The organism is Sinorhizobium sp. NFACC03, from assembly GCF_900103435.1.
Classification (GTDB): Bacteria; Pseudomonadota; Alphaproteobacteria; order Rhizobiales; family Rhizobiaceae; genus Ensifer.
Window position 1 is genome coordinate 90,127 of record NZ_FMXF01000004.1, and the last position, 22,938, is coordinate 113,064.

A 22,938-nucleotide genomic window follows, 5' to 3' on the forward strand; every position below is an offset into this window, starting at 1 on the left:
CGCAATGACCGACATGCTCCCTAGCCTCCATGAATTCAACCTCAACAACGGCCTCAGCTCGACACGCGAACCCATCCGCCGCACGCTCTCGAAAATGAAGGGCATGTTCCATGACCAGGCGGCATACGAAGCGCAGCTGGCGAAGGGCGATGCGCTCCTCTACGAATTCTACGACATGGGCGTGCCTGACAGCGAGAAGGATGTCGCCTATGGCACTTCGATCACCTATCCCGGCAAGGTCGGTGACGAATACCACATGACCAAGGGCCATTTTCACACAGTCATCGACACCGCTGAGGTCTACTACTGCCTGCGCGGCCACGGCTACATGATGATGGAAACGCCCGAGGGTAAGACGGAGTGGCTCGAGTTCCTGCCGGGCAAGGCGGTCTACGTGCCCGGACGCTGGGCGCATCGTTCGATCAACGTGCACCCCACGGAACCGTTGGTCACCTTCTTCGCGTTCCCGGGCAACGCAGGTCACGACTACGGCACCATCGAAAGCAAGGGTTTCCGCAAGTTGATGGTCGAGCGCGACGGCAAGCCGACCGTCATCGACAATCCCCGCTGGAACGGTTGAGCGAGTAGAACAATGCCCGGTAGGATCGCTATCACGCCCCGTTCACTCTCCGGTTCGGGTCATCCAGTCCTCTCGCGCCTGATGGACGAGGGTTTCGAGATCGTCTTTCCCGCACCGGGCAAAACGCCTTCGGAGGAAGACCTTTTGCGGGCCATTCCAGGCTGCGTCGGCTGGCTGGCCGGCGTAGAGCCGATCAGCGTTCGGGTGCTCGACGCTGCGAAGGACTTACGCGTTATCAGCCGCAACGGCACGGGGGTCGACAACATCGACCTCCGCGAAGCCGAGGCTCGCGGCATAACGGTGGAGCGCGCCATGGGGGCGAACGCCCGTGGCGTAGCGGAACTCGCAGTGGGGCTTCTGCTCTCGTCCTACCGGCATATCCCTTGGTCGCATCAGCACCTCTCCAAGGGAGAGTGGCGCAGGCGGATAGGGCAGGAAGTGAAAGGACGAACGCTCTCAGTCATCGGTTGTGGCGCGATCGGCCGGGAGGTGGTTAGCATGGCTCTGGGGTTGGGCATGGAGGTGATCGGCTATGATCCTTTCCCCAATAACAGCTTCGCCCCGTCTGGATTTCGTTTTGCGGAACTCGACGAAGCCCTCGTTTCGGCCGACGCGGTCTCCTTCCATTGCCCGCCGGGGGAACAGGCGATCCTCGATGGCGCCATGCTTTCGCGGATGAAGACGGGTGTGATCATCGTCAACACGGCACGGGCCGAGCTGATCGTTGACACTGCGATGTTGGCGGCGCTTGATAGCGGGCAGGTCTCGACGCTGGCAACCGACGTGTTCCATTCTGAGCCACCGGAGAGTTCCTCGTTGCTCAGTCACGAGCGCGTCATCCTTACCCCGCATGCTGGCGGGTTTACGGAGGAAAGCGTCGACCGCGCGACAAGCGTCGCTGTGGACAACCTCTTGAAAAACCTGGTGCGGACATGAGCGTCGTGGAGGCCCGCCCGCTTGCATCTATGGAAGGTCTCGATACCGGGGAGGGTGCGAGCCTGACCTGGCTTGGCCAGGCGGGTTTCCTCATCCGTCAAGCTGGGCTCAACATCGTTATAGATGCCTATCTTTCCGACTCTCTTGCGGAAAAGTACAGGGGAACCCGGTTTCCGCATCAGCGCATGACGCCCGCACCGATCGAGCCGGGAGCTCTGCGCGGTATCGACTGGCTGCTTTGTACCCATGGGCATACCGATCACATGGATCCGGGCACGATTCCGGAGCTGCTCGCAGCTAACCCGCAGGCCAAGGTGCTCGCCCCCCGCGCGGAAAGAGCGCGCGCGATCGAACGGGGCGCGCCGGAAGATCGGCTGGTGCTAATCGACGCCGGCGAAAGCCTGGATCTCGGTGGCGTCGTCGTCACCGCAACGGCCGCGGCGCACGAGGAGCTGAAGCGCACGGAAGATGGTTATCTCTTCCTCGGCTATGTCCTTTCGGGCGGGGGTGTAACGCTCTGGCATTCCGGCGACACGATACCTTTTCCCGGTCTTGCGGAATGGCTTATGCCGTTCCGGGTCGACTTGGCACTTCTGCCTGTGAACGGGCGGGACGCGCTACGCGCCGCCAATGGCGTACCAGGCAATCTGACGCTCGAAGAGGCTGTCGCGCTTGCAGATGAGATCGGCGCGCGTGCCATGATTGGTCATCACTTCGGACTCTTCGACTTCAACACACTGGATCCTGAAGACGGCGCACTGCGGTTGGCCGCTCTGACGCCTCGTGCCGAAGTGCGGCTGGCGGAGATATCAACCGACTATCACATCCCTCCCGTCGAGCATTCTCCGCTCTCCATCCTTGTCGTTTGCCGCGGAAACATCTGCCGCTCGCCAACCGCCGATGGCATCCTGCGTGCCGCTCTGCCCCGTCATCGGATCGACAGTGCCGCGATCATGGATTGGAACGTAGGCAAGCCACCGCACGCCGAAACAACGGCCGTGGCAGCGGCCCGTGGCGTCGCGTTGGAGAGGCTGATTGCACGGCAAATTCGGAAAACAGACTTCGAAGAGTTCGACTTGATCCTCGGCATGGATGAAGAAAACATGGAGGCCATCCGGGCGCTCCGTCCGGCGGGCTCTCACGCGCGCATCGGTCGTCTCGGCGCATATGGGGCCCCAGGGGAGGAATCCACAATCATCGACCCGTGGGGGCAATCGCGAGCGGCCTTCGAGGCCGTCTTCGAACAGATCAAAACGGCGTGCGAGCGGCTGACGCAATTCGCTCGGACCGCGTAGTCGAACAAAAGATAAGGGAGTGAGGACCATGGATTTCGGACTGAAGGACAAGCTCGTCATCGTGACCGGCGGCGCGACGGGCATCGGCCATGCAATTGCCCGTACCTTCCATGAAGAGGGCGCGGTCGTCATCATCAACGGCCGCGACCAGGCCAAACTCGACAAGGCTGCAGCGTCGATCGGCCCCCGCGTCCACGGCGTGGTCGCCGATCTTCTGACCAAGGAGGGAGCCCAGACTTTGGCAGACTACGCCGCCGGTCTCGGTCCCGTCTCGTTCCTCGTCAATAACATCGGCGTCTTCGACGTCAATGACTTCTTCGAGGTCAGCGATGAGCGCTGGCTGGAGTACTTCCAGCACAATCTCATGACGGCGATCCGCATTACCCGTTTGGTGATGAAGGACATGCTGGCCCGTAACGACGGCAGCATCGTCTTCATCTCCTCGGAAGCGGCGATCCGCTCTATCGGCAACATGACGCCGTACTCCACCACCAAGACCGCGATGCTCGGCCTCAGCCGTTCGTTGGCAGAGCTGACCCGCGGCACCAATGTTCGCGTCAACAGCTACATGCCGGGCTCGACTGCCACCGAGTCTGTGGAAACCTACTTCGCCGACCTCGCCGCGCAGCAGGGCAAGAGTGTCGAGCAGACGCTCGCGGACTTCTACCGCGACGTCCAGCCCTCCAACCTTACGCAGAAGCTGATCGATCCGGCGCTGCACGGGCGCGGCGTGGTTCAGTTGATGACGAACGCGGCCATGAATGGCGTCTGCCACCGTGCTGACGGCGGTACGATCCGCTCGATCTTCGGTTGAGGGGCGATAAATGCGGCTTGGCATTCACGCTCTCGTCTGGGTCACCGACTGGACCGAGGAATCGATCCGGTATGCCGTCGGCAAGACTGCCGAGACCGGCTACGACCTGATCGAGGCGGTAATATTCGATCCGAGAGACGCCCGTCCTGACGTCACGGCAAAGGCGGTCGCCAAAGCTGGCATCGGCGCCATCACAGGCATGGCGCTCAACCCGGCTGCCGATATCTCCAGCCCCGATCCGGCAGTGGCAAAGGCCGGCGAGCAGTTCATATCGGACGCGATACTTGCAACGCGAGACATGGGCTCGACGCTGCTCGGCGGCGTCACACATTCGGCGATGCACCGCTATGGCCAGGCGGCGGCAGGCGGGACGATCGACCGCGTCACCGAAACCTTTGCCCGTCTCGCTGCACGTGCCAGCGCCGCCGGCGTTCGGCTCGGTATCGAGGCGGTCAACCGCTATGAGAGCAATGTGGTCAACACGGTGGATGACGCCGCTCGTATCGTTCGGACGGTGGGATCGCCGGCACTGTTCGCCCATATCGACAGCTATCACATGAACATCGAGGAACACGACTTCGCGGACACCATCGCGCGCAACGTCGATGCCATCGGCCATGTCCACGTCGGCGAGAGCAATCGCGGTTATCTCGGCTCCGGATCGGTTGACTTCCCCGAGTACTTCCGCGCTCTGGTCCGCGCCGCCTATGATGGGCCAGTGGTGTTCGAAGCCTTCTCGCCGGCCGTCCTGAAGGGAGAGGTGGCTGATGTCTTGGCGGCTTGGACGGCTCATTGGACCGATAGTCAGGATTTGGCGACCAAGGGACTCCGCTTTATGCGTGGTCACATCGAAGCGGCAACCGCGAGCATGAATGCTCGCCAGCCCTTTTCCCGGCGCGAAATACGCTGAAGCGGATCCGAACCTCGTCGTTTGAAGAAAATTCGGCCGGTGGCGCAGCAAGTCCCCGCCGTTTTGCAATGGAGGAGTACCACACATGTCAGGCAAGCTCGGCATCCACTCCCTTGTCTTTTCGGACCAATGGGATGCATCCAATGCAAGCGCGGCGTGCCGCGCGGCGTCCGAAATCGGTTACGACCTGATCGAAGTGCTGATGTTCGATCCCGCGGCGCTCGATATTCCACTCACCCGTCGGGTGACGCGCGAGACCGGCCTGGGGCTTCGTCTTGGCATGGCGCTCGGGCCTGATGCGGACATTTCCTCCAGTGACCCGGTTCTCGCCCGACGTGGAGAGGAGACGGTCGCCCGCGCCTTGGAAATCGCCGCGGAGCTCGGTGCTCCGGCCGTTTCAGGCATTACCTATGCCGCCTTTTCCAACTATGGCGCCCCGGCGACCAATGACGCGCGAGCGCGGGTCGCCGAAAGCCTGTCCCGTCTCGACCGCCACGCGGGCGCACTCGGGGTCCGCCTGGGGCTGGAGCCGGTTAATCGCTATGAAAGCTATCTTGCGAACACACTCGACGAGGCGGCTTCCCTCATCCGCGCCTCGGGCGGATCCAACCTCTTCATTCACATGGACACATTTCACATGAACATCGAAGAGGGAGACGTCGCCGCGGCAATCCACCGCAACGCCGCCTTGCTCGGGTATGCCCACGTCGCCGACAGCAATCGCGGCGTGCTAGGCGGAGGGCACTTCGACCTGTCGGGCTATTTCCGGACGCTCGAAAGCGCTGGTTACACGGGAGACTTTACGGTCGAAGCCTTTTCCTCCCGCGTGCTGAGCGACGCGCTCGTCGGCGGCGTGCGCCTATGGCGTGAAGCCTGGGAAGATTCGATTGTGGCTGCGCGGTCCGCATACGACGTTCTCTGCGTCATGCGCAAGAATGCCAAAGCCGGATGCAGGGTCTGGTAAAAAAAATTTCATTCTTGCGAGTTTGACGGTTATAGAATTGCGACGCAACAGTCGGAGTCATGATCGATGGACAATGCAGCGGACAACAGGCAATCCATATTGATGCGGATACGCTGGAAGGCCGGATATATGAACCCGGCCTTGCGGCGCATCGCCGACCGGGTCCTCAAGTCTCCGGAGGAAATCAAGTCTATCTCGATTAAGGATCTCGCAGTCCAGTGTGAGGTATCTGAGTCCACGGTCACGCGATTTGTTCGCGAGATCGACGTCCAGAGTTTCCAGCAGTTCAAGATCCTCATCGCTGAGGAGCTGTCTCAGGGTGCCGCTGCCGCCGAACCACTCTCCGAGCGCCACGTTTATGAGGACATCACCGATCAGGATAATACGTCGTCGGTCCTTTCGAAGGTAGCCGCCCGGTACGCCATGACCGTCTCCGATACGCGCGCCGGCCTTGCGGAAAAGGAACTGGAGCGCGCTGTCGGCGCAATCGAGGAGGCAGACGTGCTCGGTTTCTTCGCCATGGGCGCCTCTCTGATCTGCGTGGAAAATGCGTTGCTGCGTTTCATGCGGGTCGGCAAACGTTGCCTGTTTTTCCGTGATCTTGGCATCCGCCAGATCTCCACCTCGACGCTTGGGCCGAAATCACTGGCGATCGGCGTGTCGAACTCCGGCCGTACAATCTCGACCGTTGACAGCCTCCAGCACGCAAAACTCCAAGGCGCGACGACATTGGCGATAACGTCTTTCCCAGATTCGCCAATCGTAAGGCACGCCGACATTTGTCTTTTCACGCCCACTATTACCGGCGTTGTCGGGCCGGGCGAGTATCACGAATCGATGGTCTCGAAAATCGCCCAGCTCCAGGTTATTGACGTGCTTTATTCGCTGTACGCAGTTCGCAATTTCGGCCGGGCCATCGAAGGCCTGGAGCGGACCTCCGACGTGACGGCGTTGACGCGCTATTGAGGAGCCACGATGCCAGCTACGCTCCTTTCCATCGGCCTCGACGCCCGCCTTTCTGCTGCCGAAAAGGCCGCCCGTGAGGCTGGCCGCCTGCTTCTTTCGCATTATGGCCGCCGAAGCCAGCTCGTCATCGAACAAAAGGGGTTGAACGATTTCGTCTCGATTGCCGATCGAGAGGCGGAGGAAGCGATTGCTGCCAGCCTCCGCCCGGCCTTTCCGGAGGACGGGTTTCTCGGCGAGGAGACCGGCCTCTCGGGAGCAGAGGGTGCGGACCGCATCTGGTGCGTCGATCCGCTCGATGGCACTTCGAATTTTTTGAAGGGCGCGCACAACTGGTGCGTCTCGATCGGCCTCTGGTCGAAGGGCGAGCCAATCCTCGGTGTCATCTATGATCCGCTTCGCGACGAGCTTTTTGCCGGTGCCGACGGGATCGCGCCCACCATGAACGGCGCGCCGATCTCGGTCAGCGCCACTGGCAGTATCGACAAGACGAGCCTCGGGCTCGGACACAATCATCGGGTCCCGCCGGCCGCCTTTGCCACTGACGCGGAGCGTCTCTTCTCCGCGGGTGGCAGCTTCCGCCAAGTTGGCACCGGTGCTCTGATGCTGGCCTATGTGGCTGCCGGCAGGGTGGACGGCTATTTTGAGCGTCACATGTGGTCGTGGGATGCCGTCGCCGGTCTTGCCCTCATCAAGGCGGCGGGAGGTCGTTTCCCCGCCTATCCGACGCCCGGAACGGCCCTTCCCCAGGGCGGGTTGGTGCTTGCCAGCGGCCCGGCGCTGTATCAGGATTTCGTCAATCTCTTCCAGATCGGTTGACCCCGGCGGCCAGTCGCGGATGTCGTGAAGGCAGTCTTCAAATAACTCGAAGGCTGCCTTCACGACATCCATGCTATTGATCTGAATGGCCTTTTTTTGGCCGCCACGGCGCGTTTGCGCCTTCGGATCGATGGGAGAAAGCGAATGAAAGACGGAATGTTTGTCTTTGACGCGGCGGTGCATTGCCAGGATTTCAGTGATGGCCAGATCAAGGACGGTAGCGACGGCCGGCGCGTGCGCATCCTGCGCGAACAGTTGACCGGCTTCATCAATCTGACTGGCCGGCGCGGACCGCCGCCGGAAACGGAAACGTTTTCCAATCCGGACCTCGACTGGGCGGTGGACATGTTGTTTGGCAAGGCGGACACGGACATGGCTTGCGCTTGCTCCGTGCCACTATTTTCGCACTGGCGGGCGGGCCTCGGTCCGGTGGAGCTCAGCCATGCGCTTGCGCAGAAGGATCCCAAGCGCATCGTGCTGACCGGCGGTGTCGACCCAGCCTATCACGGCCTCGGGACGGCTCTGAAGGAAATGGAGCGGCAGGTGCATGAGCTCGGCGCCGTCAGCTTCAAGTTCTACCAGTATCAGTCACGCGGCTGTTCCTGGCGGGCCGATGACCGCGACATCGCCTATCCGTTATGGGAAAAGGCGATCGAGCTCGGCGTCAAGATGGTACAGTTCCACAAGGGCTTTCCGCTTGAGCTCGGGCCGGTCGAAGCGTTCAAGCCGAACGACATCCAGTATGCGGCCGCCGATTTCCCGGAGCTCAATTTTGGCATCCATCATCTCGGCGATCCCTATGTCGACGAGACGATTTCCATCGCGAGCCGGTTCGAGAACATCTACCTGATCCTGCCGCTTTGGTTTAACCAGTACTATCTCCAGCCCTGGAAAATGTTGCAGAGGCTTGGCGAAGCACTGCTCTATGTCGGCTCTGACCGCATCTGCTACGGCTCGGAAGCCTTCATCTGGCCGCATGTGCAGACCTATATCGATACGCTCGCCAATCTCGAAATGCCCGAGGAGTTGCAGGAGCGCTACGGCTATCCGGAGATCACCCGGAAAATGAAGGAAAACATTCTCGGCAAAGCGTTTGCCCGTGGCATGGGCATCGATATTGAAGCCAAGAAGCGCGAGCTGGGGCTGGTAGCATGATCGATCCTGTCGCACTTGACGCGGCGCTTGGCCGCGCGCGCCCCCTCATCCTTGGTCATGGCGGTGACATCGCGATCACCGAAGTGAGCGACGATGGCGTGGTCAGCGTTGCGCTGACGGGCGCCTGCCGGGCCTGCCCCAACCTCGCCATGACCTTTGTCGGTCCCGTGCGCACCTTTCTGATGGAGGTGCCCGGGGTCAGCGCCGTCGAATGCGATCAGGTCAATGCCGGTCCGCGGGCGCTGTCACGCCTCGCCAGCCTGCTCAACGCCCATCCCTATCCCGCCGTCTGACGGCGGGATTTTTATTGACGCAAAGAGAAAGAGCGCATCGGGCGGCCGATGCGCTCTTTTCGTGAATGGTTCTGAGGATGGCCTCAGGGAATGATGCGTTCCTCGCGCAGGCGGTCGAATACGTCGATGAATGATTTTTCCGTGTCCTGGATTTCCTGAAAGCCGAGTGCCCGGCTCTTCGCCATGGAATGCAGGCATTCCATCGGGCGGCCAAGATCGAGATCCGTGTGCCAAGGGGAGGCGAGGCGGTCGAGGGCATGCGGCTGAAGACCATGCCGTCGAACCAGCGCCTGCCAGTCCGGATCGAGGCCCTGCATGCGATCGGTCAGGGAATTATACTGGCCGGGATAGGCGCCAACCTCGAGGCCGAAATAATCCGCGATGCTCTTCCACAATTGCTCCCAGCGGAAGACGTCGCCATTGGTGGCGTTGAAGGCTTCGTTGCGGGCATTCGGCTCCGTCGAGGCCCAGAGGATGTGCTTGGCGAGCAGCCGCGCGTCGGTGATGTCGTTTATGCCGTGATAGGCCGTCGGCGTGCCGGGAAAGGTGAAGGGGCGGCCGGTCGCCTTGCAGATCGAGGCGAAGGTGGCGAGCGTCGCGCCGATATTCATCAGATTGCCGACCGCATAACCGATGATCGTGTGCGAGCGGTGCACCGACCAGCCGTAGCCGTGGCGAGCCGCATAGTCCATCACGACGTCTTCGAGCTCGTAATAGAAATTCTTCTTTGTCAGGCGCGGCGCATCCTCGCGGAAGGGTGTGATCGGTGTCACCTTGCCATAGTCCTCGAACGGTCCGAGATAATGCTTGGTGCCGGTGACAACGGCGACATGCTCCACCGTGCCGGCGGCCGCAACACCGTCCAGCAGGGTCCGCAGCATGCCGCCGTTCAGCCTGATATTTTCGTCTTCGTTCTTCCCGAGCGTCCATGTGCAGAAATAGACATGGGTCGGACGAAGCGTCGCCAGCGTTTTCAGCGACGCCTCGCGATTCAGGAGATCGACGGCATGGGTCTGCATGTAGGATGCGCCGACGGGTGGCCGGCGTGAAAGCCCGGTTATTTCCCAGCCGCCGAGATCGCGCAGGTGTTCGGCGACGTTGAGCCCGACAATGCCGGTCGCGCCGGCCACGAGTGCCCGTTTCTGATACATGGTTCAGTCTCCTCCATTGGGTCGGAGGAGAGCACTGCCATTTCCGGCTTGCCGCAGTAAGCATGTCGCTGTCATAAGTGAAGTGATATTGTGTCACGAATGCCGGGAGGGAGCCGTGTCCGGCCGCATTTCCGAGATCGAAGTCTTCGTCAAAGTCGTCGAGACCGGCAGCTTCACCGCAGCTGCGGATGCCCTACGCCTGTCCCCCTCGGCCATCAGCAAGATCGTTGCCCGCATTGAGGCGCGTCTTGGCCTGCCGCTTGCAATCCGCTCGACGCGAAAATTGCGCCTGACCGTCGAGGGCGAGGACTACTTCGCTCGTGGCAAGCAGATCCTGCAGGACATATCCAGCCTGGAGCGCGGCGTGCGGGAAAGCGCTGGCCAGATCGGCGGCACGCTTCGGGTCAGTTGTAATGTGCCGTTCGGCATTCATCGAGTCGCACCGCTGGTTACGGGCTTTCTCGAGGCTTTTCCCGATATCGCGCTGGAGTTCTCCCTGTCTGATACGACCACCGACCTGATCCGCGAGGGTGTCGATGTGGCGATCCGCACCGGCGTGCTAACAGATTCAACGATTCGCTTTCGTCGTCTCGCATCATCACCGCGTCATGTCGTAGCCTCGCCCGCCTACCTTGAGCGGCACGGCGTGCCGATCGAGCCGCGTGACCTCCTGGAACACAATTGCCTGACGCTCGGGTTCAGCCGCAGCTACGGCAAATGGCCTTTTAGAGTTGATCAGGACGGCGTCGTTACGCAGCTCGACCTGGCGGTGAAGGGCAATCTCAGTCTCGACAATGGCGAAAGCCTCAGGCGGTTCGCCCTCGACGGCATAGGTCTCGCGCGTCTTTCGGATTTTCATATCGGGCATGATCTCAAGGCGGGCCGGCTGGTTCGCGTCCTTGAGACATTTAACCCTGGCGATCGCGAGCCTGTTTCCATTATCTATGCCGACCAATCGCCGCTCGCGCCGCGCATTCGCCTCTTCATCGACTATCTGATCAAGCACATCGCGTCATAGCAATTCCGATTCGTGACGATTCTTCCATAATCAAGTGACGAATATTCGCAGCGGGATTCCGGTGGCGGGTGTTACTGCTTCGTGACGGCTCCGGTTTTTTGAGGAGGGCGCTCTTGAAGGGGTGCTTAGGAAACCGGGTCCGCCAGGCAAGCCAGCCTGAACGGAGGACCGCGGATGAACTGTTTGGCCGATCTCAGGATGTTTTCGGAAATCGCCCGCTCGCAGAGTATGGCGAGTGCTGCAAATCGCCTCGGCATGGCGCCGGCGACGATCAGCGGGCGCCTGAAGGCGCTTGAGGATCACTACGGCATGGCGCTCGTGCGGCGCACAACACGCTCGCTTCTCCTGACGGAGGAGGGCCGTCTGTTGCTCGAGCGTGCTCAACCCGTTCTCTCCGGTTTTGCCGATCTCGAACGCGAAATGGGTGGCCGGCGGCATGCGGTCGAGGGTGGGTTGGTGCTCTCGTGTGCTACGGATATCGGGCGCGGCCATGTGCTGCCGCTTGTTCATGCCTTTGCCCGTACGCATCCGCACGTTAAAATCTCCCTCCGTTATGATCCGCCCGGCAGCCTGAATGAAATTCATTTCGATGCCGCCCTGCGCGGCGGTCAGGTGAAGGACTCGGGTCTCACGATTCGGAAATTGTTTACGATGGAAACCGTGACGGCCGCTGCTCCCGATTATCTAACGGAGCGTGGCATGCCGACATCGCCAGAAGCGCTGGAGAACCACGACTGTCTCCGTCTGGAGGGCTCGATGATCGGCGGCGATATCTGGGCATTCGGGGGTGAGACACAGTGCAGCATCTCCGTTGGCGGCCGGTTTCAGACAAGTGATCCGGAGACTTTGAAAACCCTTGCCTTGCAGGGGTTTGGGGTCTTGCGCGCGGCGCGCGCGGACATCGAGCCGGAGTTGCGTTCGGGACGGCTGGTGCCGATCCTGGCGTCTTACGAGCCCGCTGCGGAGCGTGTCAGCCTGATCAGCGATACACGGAGAAGGCTTCCCGCACGTACGGCTGCCTTCATTGATTTCGCCGTGCAGCATTTCGCCGCCGGAAATGGCGAGACCGTCATGCGCTTGCGGCAAGCCGCAGCTTGATCGTGTAAAATTTTTTTTCTTGCAAAGTTCATAAAAAAAAATTAGTTCTGTGGGGCAAGGCAAGTTCCTTGGTCGACAGGCTGATGGCCGTGAGGCGTGGAAGGGAACGCGCAGACCGCCTGGAGGGGCGGCGCGCCGGAGCTTTACGGCTCCGCATGCCAAGGGAGGTTTGGACAATGGATTACGGGCTGGAAGGCAAGCATGTCCTTGTGACGGGAGGTGCGACGGGCATTGGCCTGGCGGTGGCCCAAGCGTTTGTTGCTGAAGGCGCGCGTGCAACGGTGAGCGGCCTTTCTGACGCAGAGGTCGGCGCCGCTGTTTCACAACTCGGCAAAAATGCTCAGGGCATGGCCTGCGACCTGACGGTTGCGGGCGAGGACAGGCGGCTCGCCGATTTCGCCGCTGCTGTAGCGCCGGTCGATTTTCTCATAAATTCGGTCGGCATTTTCGAGGTCCGGCCGTTCTTCGAGACGCGGGACGAGGACTGGTTCCGCTTCTTCGACGTCAACGTGATGACGGGCGTGCGCATGTCCCGTCTGATCCTGAAAAGCATGCTGGAGCGTGGCGAAGGCTCGGTCGTCTTCATCAGCAGCGAAAGTGCGGTGAAGCCGCAGGCCTGGATGCCGCATTACGGGGCTATGAAGGCCTGTCTGCTCGGCGTGTCCCGGGCGCTCTCGGAACTGACGCGCGGCACGCAGGTGCGCGTGAACACCATTCTGCCGGGGCCGACCGATACGACCGCGGTGCGCCGCTATCACGAAGAGATCGCTCGCGAAAAGGGGATCACTCGCGAACAGGTGGTCTCCGACTATTTTGACGAGACCGAGCCGACCTCGCTCATCCGCCGGATGATCGCACCCCACGAGGTGGCATCCAGCGTCGTCCATCTCGCTGCGTCTCCTGCCCTCAACGGCATGGCGATGCGCGCCGAAGGCGGGACAATCCGCGCAATTCTTTGATCTCAAAACCGGAAAAGACCATGGCTGACCTTCAGATCGAAAACCTGGCGAAAGCCTTCAAGGGTGGCTTCACCGCACTTAACGGCGTCTCGCTCGACGTGGCGGACCGCGAGGCGGTGTTCCTGCTCGGTCCTTCGGGGGCGGGCAAGACCACGACGCTTCGCCTCGTCGCCGGACTGGAGGATGCGACCGCCGGACGCATCATGATCGGCGGCCGAGACGTGACCCGCTGGACGCCCCGCGAGCGCAACCTCGCCATGGTCTATGACAAGCACTCGCTGTTTCCGCATCTCTCGGTATACGAGAACCTCGCCTACCCGTTGCGCATCCGGAAAATGTCAGACGCGGATATCCGCCGCCACATCTCAGGCGTTGCGGAAACCCTGCAGATCGAAAAGTTACTGGAGCGTCGCCCGAGTCAGCTGTCCGGCGGTCAGCAGCAGCGCGTGGCAATCGGCCGGGCTTTGGTGCGCGACGCTGACGTGTTTCTGCTGGACGAACCGATCTCGCATCTCGATGCCCAACTGCGAGCGCGCATGCGCGTCGAGTTCAAGCGGTTGCAGCGCGATTTCCGCGCGACGATGCTCTATGTCTCTCACGATCAGCTTGAAGCCATGACCATGGCGGACCGTATCGTGCTGATCAACAAGGGGAAGATCGAGCAGATCGCCGCGCCGCAGGAGCTGTTCGATCGGCCGGCGACACTGTTTGCTGCGACATTCATAGGCGAGCCGCCCATGAATGTGTTGCAGGCGGAAATTTCGGAATCGAACGGCTGCAAATTCCTGCGTATCGGCGAGGCCTATATCGAGGTCGACAAGGACTGGATGCAGGAGGGCGACCCGCTCCAGCCGGGCGACAAGTATCTGCTCGGTCTACGGCCGCAGCATCTTTCCCTGTGCCCGGCGGATAGCACCCATGTCTGCCGGGTCAATGGCACGGTCTTTGCCGTCGAGACGCTCGGCTCGCGTGTCGTCTTCGATATCGCGGTCGATGGCACAGTGGTCCGTGCGATGTCTACGATCGACGCAGCGCTCAAATATCCCCGCGAGATCGGCGCGCCGATCTCGTTCCGGATCAATCCGGACTTCGTCTATCTCTTCGATGCCGGCACGGGCCGCACCGTGCGCCAGGCACGCTTCACGACAAGAGGGATAGCAAGACTCCACGCCTGAAAAGGCATGGCGAAGGGTACGCATGCATACCAAACCTGAGGAGGAGAAAATGAACATCATGAAAACTACGGGCGCACTCGCGGGTGGTCTTGCGCTTTGGGTGTTGGCGTTGCCCGTGCACGCCCAGACCGAGGCGCAAAAGGCCCTCGCCGGCACGACCATCCATTTCCTTGCACCGTCCATGCCCCAGTTTGCCGCGCTCGGGAAGTTCTTTCCGGAATTCGAGAAGAAATACGGCATCAAAGTCGTAGTCGACGAGGTGCCTTTTGAAAACTATCGGCAGAAGTCGCTGGTCGAGATGCAGCAAGGCACCGGCACCTATGATTTCTTCGCCGTGGACGTGATGTGGCTCGCGGAATACGCTGCCGCAGGCTTCCTCGAGCCGTTGATGCCCTACGTCAAGGATGCGGACCTCACGGAGGCCGGCTACGACATTGACGATTTCCTGCCGCGCGTCATCAGCGGCACGGGCGTCTTCAACGACACGCTCTTCACCATGCCGATCGGGGCGGGCCCAGTTGGCACCACCTTCCGTGCGGACATTGCGGAAAAGGCCGGCTTCAAGTTGCCCGAGCGTTTCTCGCCGGAGTTCACCACGCAGTATATGTTCGACGCTGCTAAGAAAGTGAACAACCCCGAAAGCAACATGATCGGCTTCGCGAACATCCCGGGCCGCTGGTTCTGGGGCGTCACCTATCTGCCGTATCTCTATGCCTTCCAGACGCCCGAGACCAAGGGTGACGAATATGTCGACAAGGACTGGAAGATTTCGATCAACAACGAGCGCACGGTTGCCTCGATCGACTACTTCACGAGCTTCAAGCAATTCATGCCGTCCGACAGCGCCAACTGGGGCATCGGCGAGGCAACCGCGGTCTACCAGACGGGCAACGCCTTCGGGACATGGAATTACCAGGACTTCGTCAAGGGGTTCTTCGAAGACCCAGATAGCCAGGCGAAGGTCGCCGGCAAGAACGTCCATCTCCACACGCCGGTTGGCCCGAACGGCGTGATCGACCCCTGGTTCGGCGCTTGGTCGCTCGGCCTTTCCAAGGATTCCAAGAACAAGGAAGCCACCTGGACCTTCATCCAGTGGCTTACGTCGAAGGAGATCCAGGAGCGCGCTACGCAGTATGGCGCTGGCCCTTCGCGGCACTCCACCTACAAGAGCGAGACGCTGGCCAAGTATCAACCCTGGTGGCCGGTAGTCTATGACTTCATGCTGAAGGAAACCAATCCGGATGAGCGTATCCGCGTGCCGGAATGGGCTGAAATCTCCGACATCATGGGCGAAGAGGGCAACCGGGTCTGGATCGGCGAGATCGACAGCAAAACGGCCGCCGCCAACATGGAAAAGCGCATGACCGACGCAATGCGCAAGGGCGGCTACTACATTCCCGGCCGCAATGACCTGCCCAAACAGCTTTGGCGCGACCTGAGCTACTACGATCGCCTGCCGTCGAAGTGGAACTGAACTTTAGGTCTAGTCCCCGGGTGCCATCGGCACCCGGACAGGCCGCTCGGCGCGCCTTTCCTCCAGGAGCGCGCGCCCCCTTTTCTCAATCGCAATGCAAGGGGACTGAGACATGTCGATCTCGGAACATACCACTGCAACCCCGACGCTGGCCTTCGGGCAGCGGGGCCTCCTGTCCCGTTTCGGTCCCTCGAACCGGACCATCTTTCCCTGGGTGCTGATGGCGCCGACGCTGATTATCCTGTTCGCGCTCGGCGTCTATCCGTTCCTATATTCGCTCTATATCGCGAGCCACAACGTCATCTTGTCGAAGCCCTATATTCCGCAGTTCTTCGTTGGACTTTACCAATATCAGGCTGTCGTGCAGGACCCGGAATTCTGGCACGCCATGCGCAAGACGTTGTTCTTCACGGTGCAGGCGGTATTTATTGAGTTTTGGATGGGGCTCGGGCTTGCGCTGCTGTTTCAGCGACAGCTGCGCGGCGTTGCTTACATGCGCATTTTCATCCTTATTCCGATGATCCTGCCGCCGCTCGTCGCCGCGCTCATCTGGCGCTACATGTTCTACCCCGGCGCGGGTCTCATGACCTACTATATCGGCGGCATCACGCGGGCGCTCGGCCTCGGTGAGATCCCGTTTCTGTCCGATCCGGTCATCGCATTCCAGACACTCGTCTTTGTCGACGTTTGGGAATGGACTCCGTTCATGTTCCTGATGCTCTCGGCCGGCCTTGCCTCTATTCCACGCCAACCCTATGAGGCGGCGGAAATCGACGGGGCGGGATCCTGGCGGGTTTTCTGGACGATCACCATGCCGCTACTGCGGCCGGCGATCCTCATCGCCGTGATCATCCGCACCATGGACGCCTTCCGCACCTATGAACTCATCGTGATCATGACCCGCGGCGGTCCGGGCAACGCCACCACCACCCTTAATGTGTATCTCACCAAGACCGGTCTCGAGTTCTTCGATGCTTCCAAGGCGGCTGCGCTCTCATTGATCATGATGATGATCATCATCGTCATGAGCTTCGTATTCATCCGCGTCTTCCGATCGAAAACCGAAGTGGCCGAATAGGAGGTTGCGATGAAAAAGCTCAGCTACACGATGGAATCGCCCAATGCGCCGCCGGTGCAGCGCAACTGGTGGGTCTATATGGTGATCGTCCTCGTCTGCGTCGTCAACTTCCTGCCTTATCTCTGGGTGGTGATGACGGGCTTCATGGACGGCGCAACATCGGCCTCCGCGACCCCGACCTGGTTCTTCACGCCCTCGCTCGAGGCGTTCGACTACCTTATTTCCGAAAAGGGCATCCTCAAGAACTTCTTCAACAGCGTGGTCGTTTCACTCGCCTCCACCTTCTTCTCGGTGACGATCGGAATGTTCTGCGCCTATGCGCTTGCACGCTACGACTTTCCCGGCCGGGACGACGTGTCCTTCTGGGTGCTTACCAACCGCATGATGCCGCCCGTAGCGGTCTTGATCCCTATATTCGTGACATTCCAGACCGCGGGTTTGCTCGATACGCTGGTCGGGCTCATCATTCTCTATACGGCTATGCAGTTGCCCTTCGTTGTCTGGATGCTTACGGGCTACTTCCGTGACATCCCGCGCCGTTACGAGGAATCAGCGATGGTTGACGGCGACACATGGTTCGCCGCCTTCCGCAAGGTCACGCTGCCGATCATGGCGCCGTCGATCACCGCAACCGCGATCTTCGTGATGATCCTGTCATGGAACGAGTTCGCCTTCGCCACCTTCCTGACCAGCACCCAGGCGAAAACCATGCCACCGGCCATAATGGCCTATTCCATCGGCGCCGATATCAAGTGGAACGTTCTGGGCGCTGCCGTGGTCCTGATCACCGCGCCGCTTATCCTCTTTGTGCTGCTTCTGCAACGCCAGCTGATCAGCGGCCTCTCCCAAGGGGTCGTACGCAAATGATCCCCCTCCACACCAACGCAGGCAAGACATTGGAGCGTCACCATGGCTGAAATCGAGATCAACAGCCTCATGAAGCAGTTCGGTGCTTTCCATGCGGTCAACGATGTGAATATCACCGTCAACAATGGCGAGTTCGTCTTCCTTCTCGGCCCGTCCGGCTGCGGCAAGACCACGACGCTGCGGATGATCGCCGGCCTCGAAATGCCGAGTAGCGGGCGCGTCGCGATCGGCGGCCGCAATGTCACGTTCCTTCGTCCGCGCCATCGCAATGTCGGCATGGTTTTCCAGGATTACGGCCTTTATCGTCACCTGACGGTTTTCGGCAACATCGCCTATCCGATGGAAGTACGGCGGCTCTCGCGGGCCGAGATCGCGCGCAAGGTAAACGCGGTCGCCCGCACCATGCAGATCACCGAAGTCCTGCAGCGCAAGCCGGACCAGCTCTCGGCCGGCCAGCTGCAGCGCGTGGCGATCGCCCGCATGCTGGTGCGCGACGCGGACGTCTTTCTCATGGACGAGCCGATGTCCCACCTTGACGCGCAATTGCGGGGACAGATGCGCGCCGAGTTGCGCCACATTCAGAAGACCGTCGGCGTCACGACGATCTTCGTCACGCACGATCAGCTCGAAGCCATGACGATGGCGGATCGCATCATCGTCATGAAGGATGGCGAGATGCTGCAATTCGCCACCCCGCGCGAAATCTTCGAGCGTCCCGCGACGGAGTTTGTCGCCACTTTCGTCGGCGAGCCGCAGATGAACGTGTTCGATGTGCGCATCGCTCGCATCGAGGGTCGGGTCGCCGCCTTGACGGAGGATTTCGAAATTCCGCTCGATGAGAGCTGGGCGCGGGACAACGGCGTCGAAAGGCTTGTCGGCAAAACTGTCAGGCTCGGAATCCGGCCAGAGCACATTTCGGTTAGCGATAAGGCTGATAGCGCCCATGGCGTCGCCGTCGAACTCTATTCCTTTGAGCCTACAGGCGCCGAAAACCTCTATGTCCTCAAGTGCGGCGCGGTAACCGTCACGACGCGCAGTTCGACAACGGAAACCGCTCATCTGGCGAAGGAGGAGGGGAGCCGCCTCTACGCCGGTTTCGACGTGAATTGGATCTACCTGTTTGAACCTGGGTCGGGCCGTACGATCGCGCAGGCTGCAGCCAGCCGACCAGAAAACGAGGAGAATTGAGATGCAGGGGAAATTCGTACTTTGCCTCATCCTGGCACTGCTTCTTGGATCTTGTACCGTCATGACCGGCGACGTGTCGCACTGGCCGGCTTCACTGACCGCCGTGGTAGTCATCTTGGCATTGAAGCTATGGAACGACCGGGTGAAACTGCTCGCTTGGCCGATGGAATTCCTGCTCGCTGCCGGCGTGACCATGATCGTGATCAACCTCTCGCGGCTCTACATGATGCCCCCGATCTACTGAGAAGGGTGACGGATATGGCGACGCATGCTCTTGTCGTTGACGGGCTCTCCAAAAGCTTCGGAGCGAAACAGGCGGTCCGGCAGGCAAGTTTTGCCGTGGCAAGCGGCGAGATTACCGGTTTCCTTGGACCGAACGGCGCTGGAAAGACCACCGTCATGGGCATGATCATGGGGTTGGTCGAACCCGACGCCGGGGAGATAGAGTTTTTCGGTACGCGCGACCGGCGCCGGCTTTCCGGCATGCGTACCCGAGTAGGCTATCTTCAGGAGAAACCGCGTATCTATCCGGATATGACGGCGAAGGCTTATCTTCGCTTTTTTGCAGACCTTTACGGAGTGCCTCAAGCCGCGGCGCGCGTGCGCGAAACGCTCGACCGCGTCGGGCTAAAGCAGGCGGCAGACCGTCGGCTCGGCGTATTCTCCCGAGGCATGCAGCAGCGGGCTTGCCTTGCGCGTGTCATGCTACATAGGCCGGAATTCCTGTTGCTAGACGAGCCCACACTTGGCCTCGATCCCAACGGAGTGGCCGACATGCGCGCCGTCTTTCGGGAAATGAAGGCCGATGGAGTGACGCTGCTGTTCTCTTCCCACCAACTGGCCGAGATGGAACGGGTTTGCGATAGCGTCGTGTTTATGCGGGAAGGTACGGTGATAGCCGACGGGCGCCCTTGCGACATCGCCGCAGCCGGCTGGTTGCAGGGCGGTCTGCGGATCGAAGTCTTCGAGCCCGCGGCTGAGGCGCTCGGGGTGATTGCGTCCGTCGACGACATTGCGGGAGCCCGGCAGGTCGGCCCACAGCACGTGCACATTGTCCTGAAGGCACCGCTAGGCGACATGCGGACGGCCCGTGCGCGGGCCGCCGTCCTTTTGTCGACGGCGGGCCTGACTATTCTCTCTGTCGACGCCGATACGCCGACGCTGGAGGACGTATTCCTCGGCCTGACACGCCCTGAATCTTCGGCGGGCCTCCGGCCAGCCAATGCATTGAACTAGGAAAGGAAATTGACAGATGGACTTGGGCTACAAGAACCGCCGATGCCTGATCACCGCTTCGACCGGAGGCCTCGGCTTCGCCATCGCGCGTGCGATGGCCCGAGAAGGCGCGACTGTCGTACTCAACGGTCGTAGCACCGATACAATCGATCGAGCCACGGAACGTCTTCGCGCCGAAGTCCCGGAGGCGAAGCTGGAGGCTGCTGTCGGCAATTCAGGGACGCGCGAAGGCTGTGACGAGCTGATCGCGAATTGCCCCGACGTCGACGTTTTGATCGTAAATCTCGGCATCTACGAGGCCGTCGACATCTACAAGGCCGGGGATGACCGGTGGTATGAACTCATCGAGGTTAACGTGATGAGCGGCGTGCGGCTCGCTCGGCACTATCTGCCAAAGATGCTTGCCCGCGACGCTGGCCGCGTCGTTTTCATGGCAAGTGAATCGGGAATCAATCCGGCCCCAGAAATGCCAGCCTACAGCGCAACCAAGACTATGCAGCTGTCGCTTGCGCGCAATCTCGCCGAGACGACAAAGGGGACGAATGTTACGGTGAATTCGGTGCTGCCCGGTCCGTGTAGCACCGAAGGCGTCGCCGCTCTCATAGCAGGCCTTTATCCGGGCGTACCGACACCGGACGCAGAGCGCCGCTTCGTCGCGGAGAATCGACCGACATCGCTGATCCAGCGTCTCTCCAAGCCGGAGGAGGTCGCGGATTTCGTCACCTTCCTCGGCTCCTCCCGTACCGGCATTGTAAACGGCGCGGCATTGCGGATCGACGGCGGTCTCATCCGCACCGTCATGTAGGAACCCCGTCATGGAACACGTTCGCCCCGTCTTCGTCGGATTGAAGCTTAGTCCGCCAGGTATCATCCGGCAGACCATGATTTTGGTATTGCGGGAGACGGCGGCGAAGTTCCAAGCGATCTGGTTCTGGCTGGTGGCCACGACGATCTCGCTGATGGCCTACCTTTACGGGGCGGGCTTTCAGAACACGTTCCAGACGGAATCCGTCGTCGTGGCCGCCGATCCCCTCGCGGGCTTGAACACCACAGTGATCAGTTTCCTCGGTTTTGTCCTCGGTCTCCGGCTCGCCGGTGGGCTGAGTTGGGAGCGAGAGCACGGTACGCTGGAAGTGCTTCTGGTCGGGCCGGTCTCATGGACGGCGATCATCGTGTCGAAATACTTCGCCGAACTGGTCGTGTTCGTTGGATTGATGGGGCTTTATTGTCTCTATCTTCTTCTTGCCCAGCCGCTCGGCGCCGGCGTCATCAGCCCACGCTCGCTTCTCTCGTTGGCGAGATCCATTAGTTTCGTCTTGCCGATCATGGGCTTGGGTTTGCTTGTCTCGGCTTCGGCAGGTTCGGTCCGCAGCGCTGTCGTGGCTTATCTTTCAGTAGTCTTGCTGCTGGGCGTGTATGAAATTCTGCTCGGCCTGTTGCGCGGCATGAGCGCCGACGAGATGAGCCTCTTCGCACTTTACTTGCGCGCTTCGCTGGAAGGCGTAGCACCGATCGTCCATGGCCTCTCTCCTGTGGCAGGCGTCGGATTGCTCATCCAAGGTGTCTTTACCCAGGCTGCGCCGGAGCCGGCGCAGATGGTCGCATCGGGATTGCTGGCGATGGTTCTGCTCCTAGCCGCTCGCTTGTTGGCCCGCATGAAGGGAGCTAGCGCATGAGACGCATTCTCCTCGCCCTCGTCCTTAGCTCCGTGGTGGCTGGTTCCGCGCTGGCGATCGAGCCCGAGCGTCGAGACGCCATCGTCGTGACGGGTCGCGTTTGGGACGGATTCTCTTTCCGGGAGATGTTCCTGCCCTCGCGGTCACCGGCCTTGCACCTGATATCCGGTCAGGACAGCGCGCTCTCCTTCGTCGATACGGAGGAATATTACTGGCCGCTGTCGCGCCAGGTGTACGTCGATCTCGAAAAGAAACGAGAGGATGTCGTCGGCGTCCTGAAGATCACGAGAGACGGCAAGGAAGTCGCTGCCGTCCGCCCAACCTCCTACGCGGTCCTTTATCCGCACGGAGCCGTGAATGGCGCCGGACGTCTGCTCTGGGGCGACGCGGCGACTGCCGAATATGAAACTTACACGAACGAGGAAAGGTCGTTCAATCAGCGGTACACCGAGGCATTGGCACGTCAAACGGCTTATGAAAAGAAGCTTGTCGAAGCCGGCGCGGCTCGCGCCAAAGGGGGCGGCGTCGAGATCATCCCGCCGCCTGCCGCCCTGCCTAAGCCGAGCCTCAAGCTCGTAACGAAGCCGTCTCGCGCCTATCGGCTTTCACTTGCCGCCGGCCGATATGAGATGGCGCTCTATGTGAACGATGTGCTCGTCACAGGAACAGCCCGCGATCTGGACGTGGTCGAGGCCGCCGGCCGAGGCGTTGCGGTCGCCGACGTTGTTCCCGAGGAGCGCTGGACACGCCCGATCCCGAGCAATCAGGAGGACACGCGGATCTTCGTTCGCTCTGGATCGACTTTCTATCTGACGCTCTCCGCCGCCGACCGCTTCAAGGAAGCGGAGTACGTTCCCGTCGTTTCGCCGCAGGTCGATGCCGTGCCCGGCCGAGACATCTGGGTGCGACGCAAACCCGCCTCAGTAGACAGCATCGATATCCGCTTCGGAGAGGTGAAACAGTCGGCCACGTTGGCGCGTCTGAAGGTCGAGCAGGTCGATGGTTCCGGCTTTGGCTACCGCGTCCGTCCCGCCGGCAAGGATGAGAAGGAAGATTTGACCGCCTTCGCGGTCACCGCTCCCTCATCCGGTGCGGCTTTTTCGGGAGAGGTTTCGGCAAAAACAGAAGATGGAGCCGGTTTCACTCGCGAGGTCGTGATAGTGCCGCCGCGACATGGTGGCCTCGCGCTCGCACTCGCCTTTTTGCCCCTCGTCGGCTGGATCGGTATCAGGCTCCGCGCGGTCGGTGCCGCGAAGAACAGGCCGGTCGAGTGACATTATTCCATTCAT

Annotated in this window: 24 protein-coding genes; 23 read left to right on the plus strand and 1 reads right to left on the minus strand. The window is 60.9% G+C overall.

What is annotated here, in order from left to right; translation table 11 throughout:
• Positions 1–4: 4 nt before the first annotated feature.
• From BLU35_RS08790 to BLU35_RS08835, 10 genes are all read left to right on the plus strand, one after another.
• Positions 5–580 carry a glucose-6-phosphate isomerase gene (locus BLU35_RS08790; RefSeq protein WP_093232803.1) on the plus strand — a complete coding sequence of 192 codons (576 nt, stop codon included), beginning with the start codon at positions 5–7 and terminating at the stop codon, positions 578–580.
• 12 nt (positions 581–592) lie between these two features.
• Positions 593–1,516 carry a phosphoglycerate dehydrogenase gene (locus tag BLU35_RS08795; RefSeq protein ID WP_093232804.1) on the plus strand — a complete coding sequence of 308 codons (924 nt, stop codon included), beginning with the start codon at positions 593–595 and terminating at the stop codon, positions 1,514–1,516.
• On the plus strand, positions 1,513–2,811 hold the full coding sequence (locus BLU35_RS08800) for an arsenate reductase/protein-tyrosine-phosphatase family protein (RefSeq protein ID WP_286161477.1): 1,299 nt from the start codon (positions 1,513–1,515) through the stop codon (positions 2,809–2,811). The genes BLU35_RS08795 and BLU35_RS08800 overlap by 4 nt, the downstream gene beginning before the upstream one ends.
• 28 nt (positions 2,812–2,839) lie before the next feature.
• Complete coding sequence (locus tag BLU35_RS08805) at positions 2,840–3,625, plus strand: SDR family NAD(P)-dependent oxidoreductase (RefSeq protein WP_093232805.1); 786 nt, start codon at positions 2,840–2,842, stop codon at positions 3,623–3,625.
• Between the two features lie 10 nt (positions 3,626–3,635).
• Entirely contained in the window at positions 3,636–4,535 is a 900-nt protein-coding gene (locus BLU35_RS08810; protein WP_093232806.1) for a sugar phosphate isomerase/epimerase family protein, read from the plus strand.
• Positions 4,536–4,620: 85 nt separating this feature from the next.
• Positions 4,621–5,499: a sugar phosphate isomerase/epimerase family protein gene (locus tag BLU35_RS08815; RefSeq protein ID WP_093232807.1), complete on the plus strand. Its 879-nt coding sequence runs from the start codon at positions 4,621–4,623 to the stop codon at positions 5,497–5,499.
• Between the two features lie 102 nt (positions 5,500–5,601).
• On the plus strand, positions 5,602–6,465 hold the full coding sequence (locus BLU35_RS08820) for a MurR/RpiR family transcriptional regulator (RefSeq protein ID WP_286161486.1): 864 nt from the start codon (positions 5,602–5,604) through the stop codon (positions 6,463–6,465).
• A gap of 9 nt (positions 6,466–6,474) precedes the next feature.
• The gene (locus BLU35_RS08825; RefSeq protein ID WP_093232809.1) at positions 6,475–7,281 is read left to right on the plus strand and encodes an inositol monophosphatase family protein; all 807 of its coding nucleotides are present in this window, start codon (positions 6,475–6,477) and stop codon (positions 7,279–7,281) included.
• A gap of 144 nt (positions 7,282–7,425) precedes the next feature.
• Positions 7,426–8,436: an amidohydrolase family protein gene (locus BLU35_RS08830; RefSeq protein WP_093232810.1), complete on the plus strand. Its 1,011-nt coding sequence runs from the start codon at positions 7,426–7,428 to the stop codon at positions 8,434–8,436.
• Positions 8,433–8,729: a NifU family protein gene (locus BLU35_RS08835; protein ID WP_093232811.1), complete on the plus strand. Its 297-nt coding sequence runs from the start codon at positions 8,433–8,435 to the stop codon at positions 8,727–8,729. The genes BLU35_RS08830 and BLU35_RS08835 overlap by 4 nt, the downstream gene beginning before the upstream one ends.
• Positions 8,730–8,812: 83 nt before the next feature.
• On the opposite strand, the gene BLU35_RS08840 is transcribed toward BLU35_RS08835, so the two are convergent.
• The gene (locus tag BLU35_RS08840; RefSeq protein WP_093232812.1) at positions 8,813–9,880 is read right to left on the minus strand and encodes an SDR family oxidoreductase; all 1,068 of its coding nucleotides are present in this window, start codon (positions 9,878–9,880) and stop codon (positions 8,813–8,815) included.
• On the opposite strand from BLU35_RS08840, the gene BLU35_RS08845 reads away from it, so the two are divergent.
• From BLU35_RS08845 to BLU35_RS08905, 13 genes are all read left to right on the plus strand, one after another.
• Entirely contained in the window at positions 9,879–10,898 is a 1,020-nt protein-coding gene (locus tag BLU35_RS08845) for a LysR family transcriptional regulator (protein WP_286161478.1), read from the plus strand. The two genes, BLU35_RS08840 and BLU35_RS08845, sit on opposite strands and share 2 nt — an antisense overlap.
• Positions 10,899–11,072: 174 nt before the next feature.
• A complete protein-coding gene (locus tag BLU35_RS08850) occupies positions 11,073–11,996 on the plus strand; it encodes a LysR family transcriptional regulator (protein WP_093232814.1) in 924 nt (307 codons plus the stop codon).
• Between the two features lie 68 nt (positions 11,997–12,064).
• Positions 12,065–12,955, plus strand: coding sequence for an SDR family NAD(P)-dependent oxidoreductase (locus tag BLU35_RS08855; protein WP_286161479.1), 891 nt, complete (start codon positions 12,065–12,067; stop codon positions 12,953–12,955).
• A gap of 20 nt (positions 12,956–12,975) precedes the next feature.
• Positions 12,976–14,130 (plus strand): ABC transporter ATP-binding protein, encoded by a 1,155-nt coding sequence (locus tag BLU35_RS08860; protein ID WP_093232816.1) that lies wholly within the window; start codon positions 12,976–12,978, stop codon positions 14,128–14,130.
• A gap of 49 nt (positions 14,131–14,179) precedes the next feature.
• Positions 14,180–15,604, plus strand: coding sequence for an ABC transporter substrate-binding protein (locus tag BLU35_RS08865; protein ID WP_093232817.1), 1,425 nt, complete (start codon positions 14,180–14,182; stop codon positions 15,602–15,604).
• Between the two features lie 112 nt (positions 15,605–15,716).
• Positions 15,717–16,682 carry a carbohydrate ABC transporter permease gene (locus tag BLU35_RS08870; RefSeq protein ID WP_093232818.1) on the plus strand — a complete coding sequence of 322 codons (966 nt, stop codon included), beginning with the start codon at positions 15,717–15,719 and terminating at the stop codon, positions 16,680–16,682.
• Positions 16,683–16,691: 9 nt separating this feature from the next.
• Positions 16,692–17,549: a carbohydrate ABC transporter permease gene (locus BLU35_RS08875; RefSeq protein ID WP_093232819.1), complete on the plus strand. Its 858-nt coding sequence runs from the start codon at positions 16,692–16,694 to the stop codon at positions 17,547–17,549.
• A 42-nt stretch (positions 17,550–17,591) separates the two neighbouring features.
• On the plus strand, positions 17,592–18,737 hold the full coding sequence (locus BLU35_RS08880) for an ABC transporter ATP-binding protein (RefSeq protein ID WP_093232820.1): 1,146 nt from the start codon (positions 17,592–17,594) through the stop codon (positions 18,735–18,737).
• A gap of 1 nt (position 18,738) precedes the next feature.
• The gene (locus BLU35_RS08885; protein WP_093232821.1) at positions 18,739–18,981 is read left to right on the plus strand and encodes a hypothetical protein; all 243 of its coding nucleotides are present in this window, start codon (positions 18,739–18,741) and stop codon (positions 18,979–18,981) included.
• Positions 18,982–18,995: 14 nt separating this feature from the next.
• Positions 18,996–19,973 (plus strand): ABC transporter ATP-binding protein, encoded by a 978-nt coding sequence (locus BLU35_RS08890; protein WP_093232822.1) that lies wholly within the window; start codon positions 18,996–18,998, stop codon positions 19,971–19,973.
• Positions 19,974–19,989: 16 nt separating this feature from the next.
• Positions 19,990–20,778: an SDR family NAD(P)-dependent oxidoreductase gene (locus BLU35_RS08895; RefSeq protein WP_093232823.1), complete on the plus strand. Its 789-nt coding sequence runs from the start codon at positions 19,990–19,992 to the stop codon at positions 20,776–20,778.
• A gap of 10 nt (positions 20,779–20,788) precedes the next feature.
• On the plus strand, positions 20,789–21,649 hold the full coding sequence (locus tag BLU35_RS08900; RefSeq protein ID WP_093232824.1) for an ABC transporter permease subunit: 861 nt from the start codon (positions 20,789–20,791) through the stop codon (positions 21,647–21,649).
• A complete protein-coding gene (locus BLU35_RS08905; RefSeq protein WP_093232825.1) occupies positions 21,646–22,923 on the plus strand; it encodes a hypothetical protein in 1,278 nt (425 codons plus the stop codon). Before BLU35_RS08900 ends, BLU35_RS08905 begins: the two co-directional genes overlap by 4 nt.
• Positions 22,924–22,938: the final 15 nt, after the last annotated feature.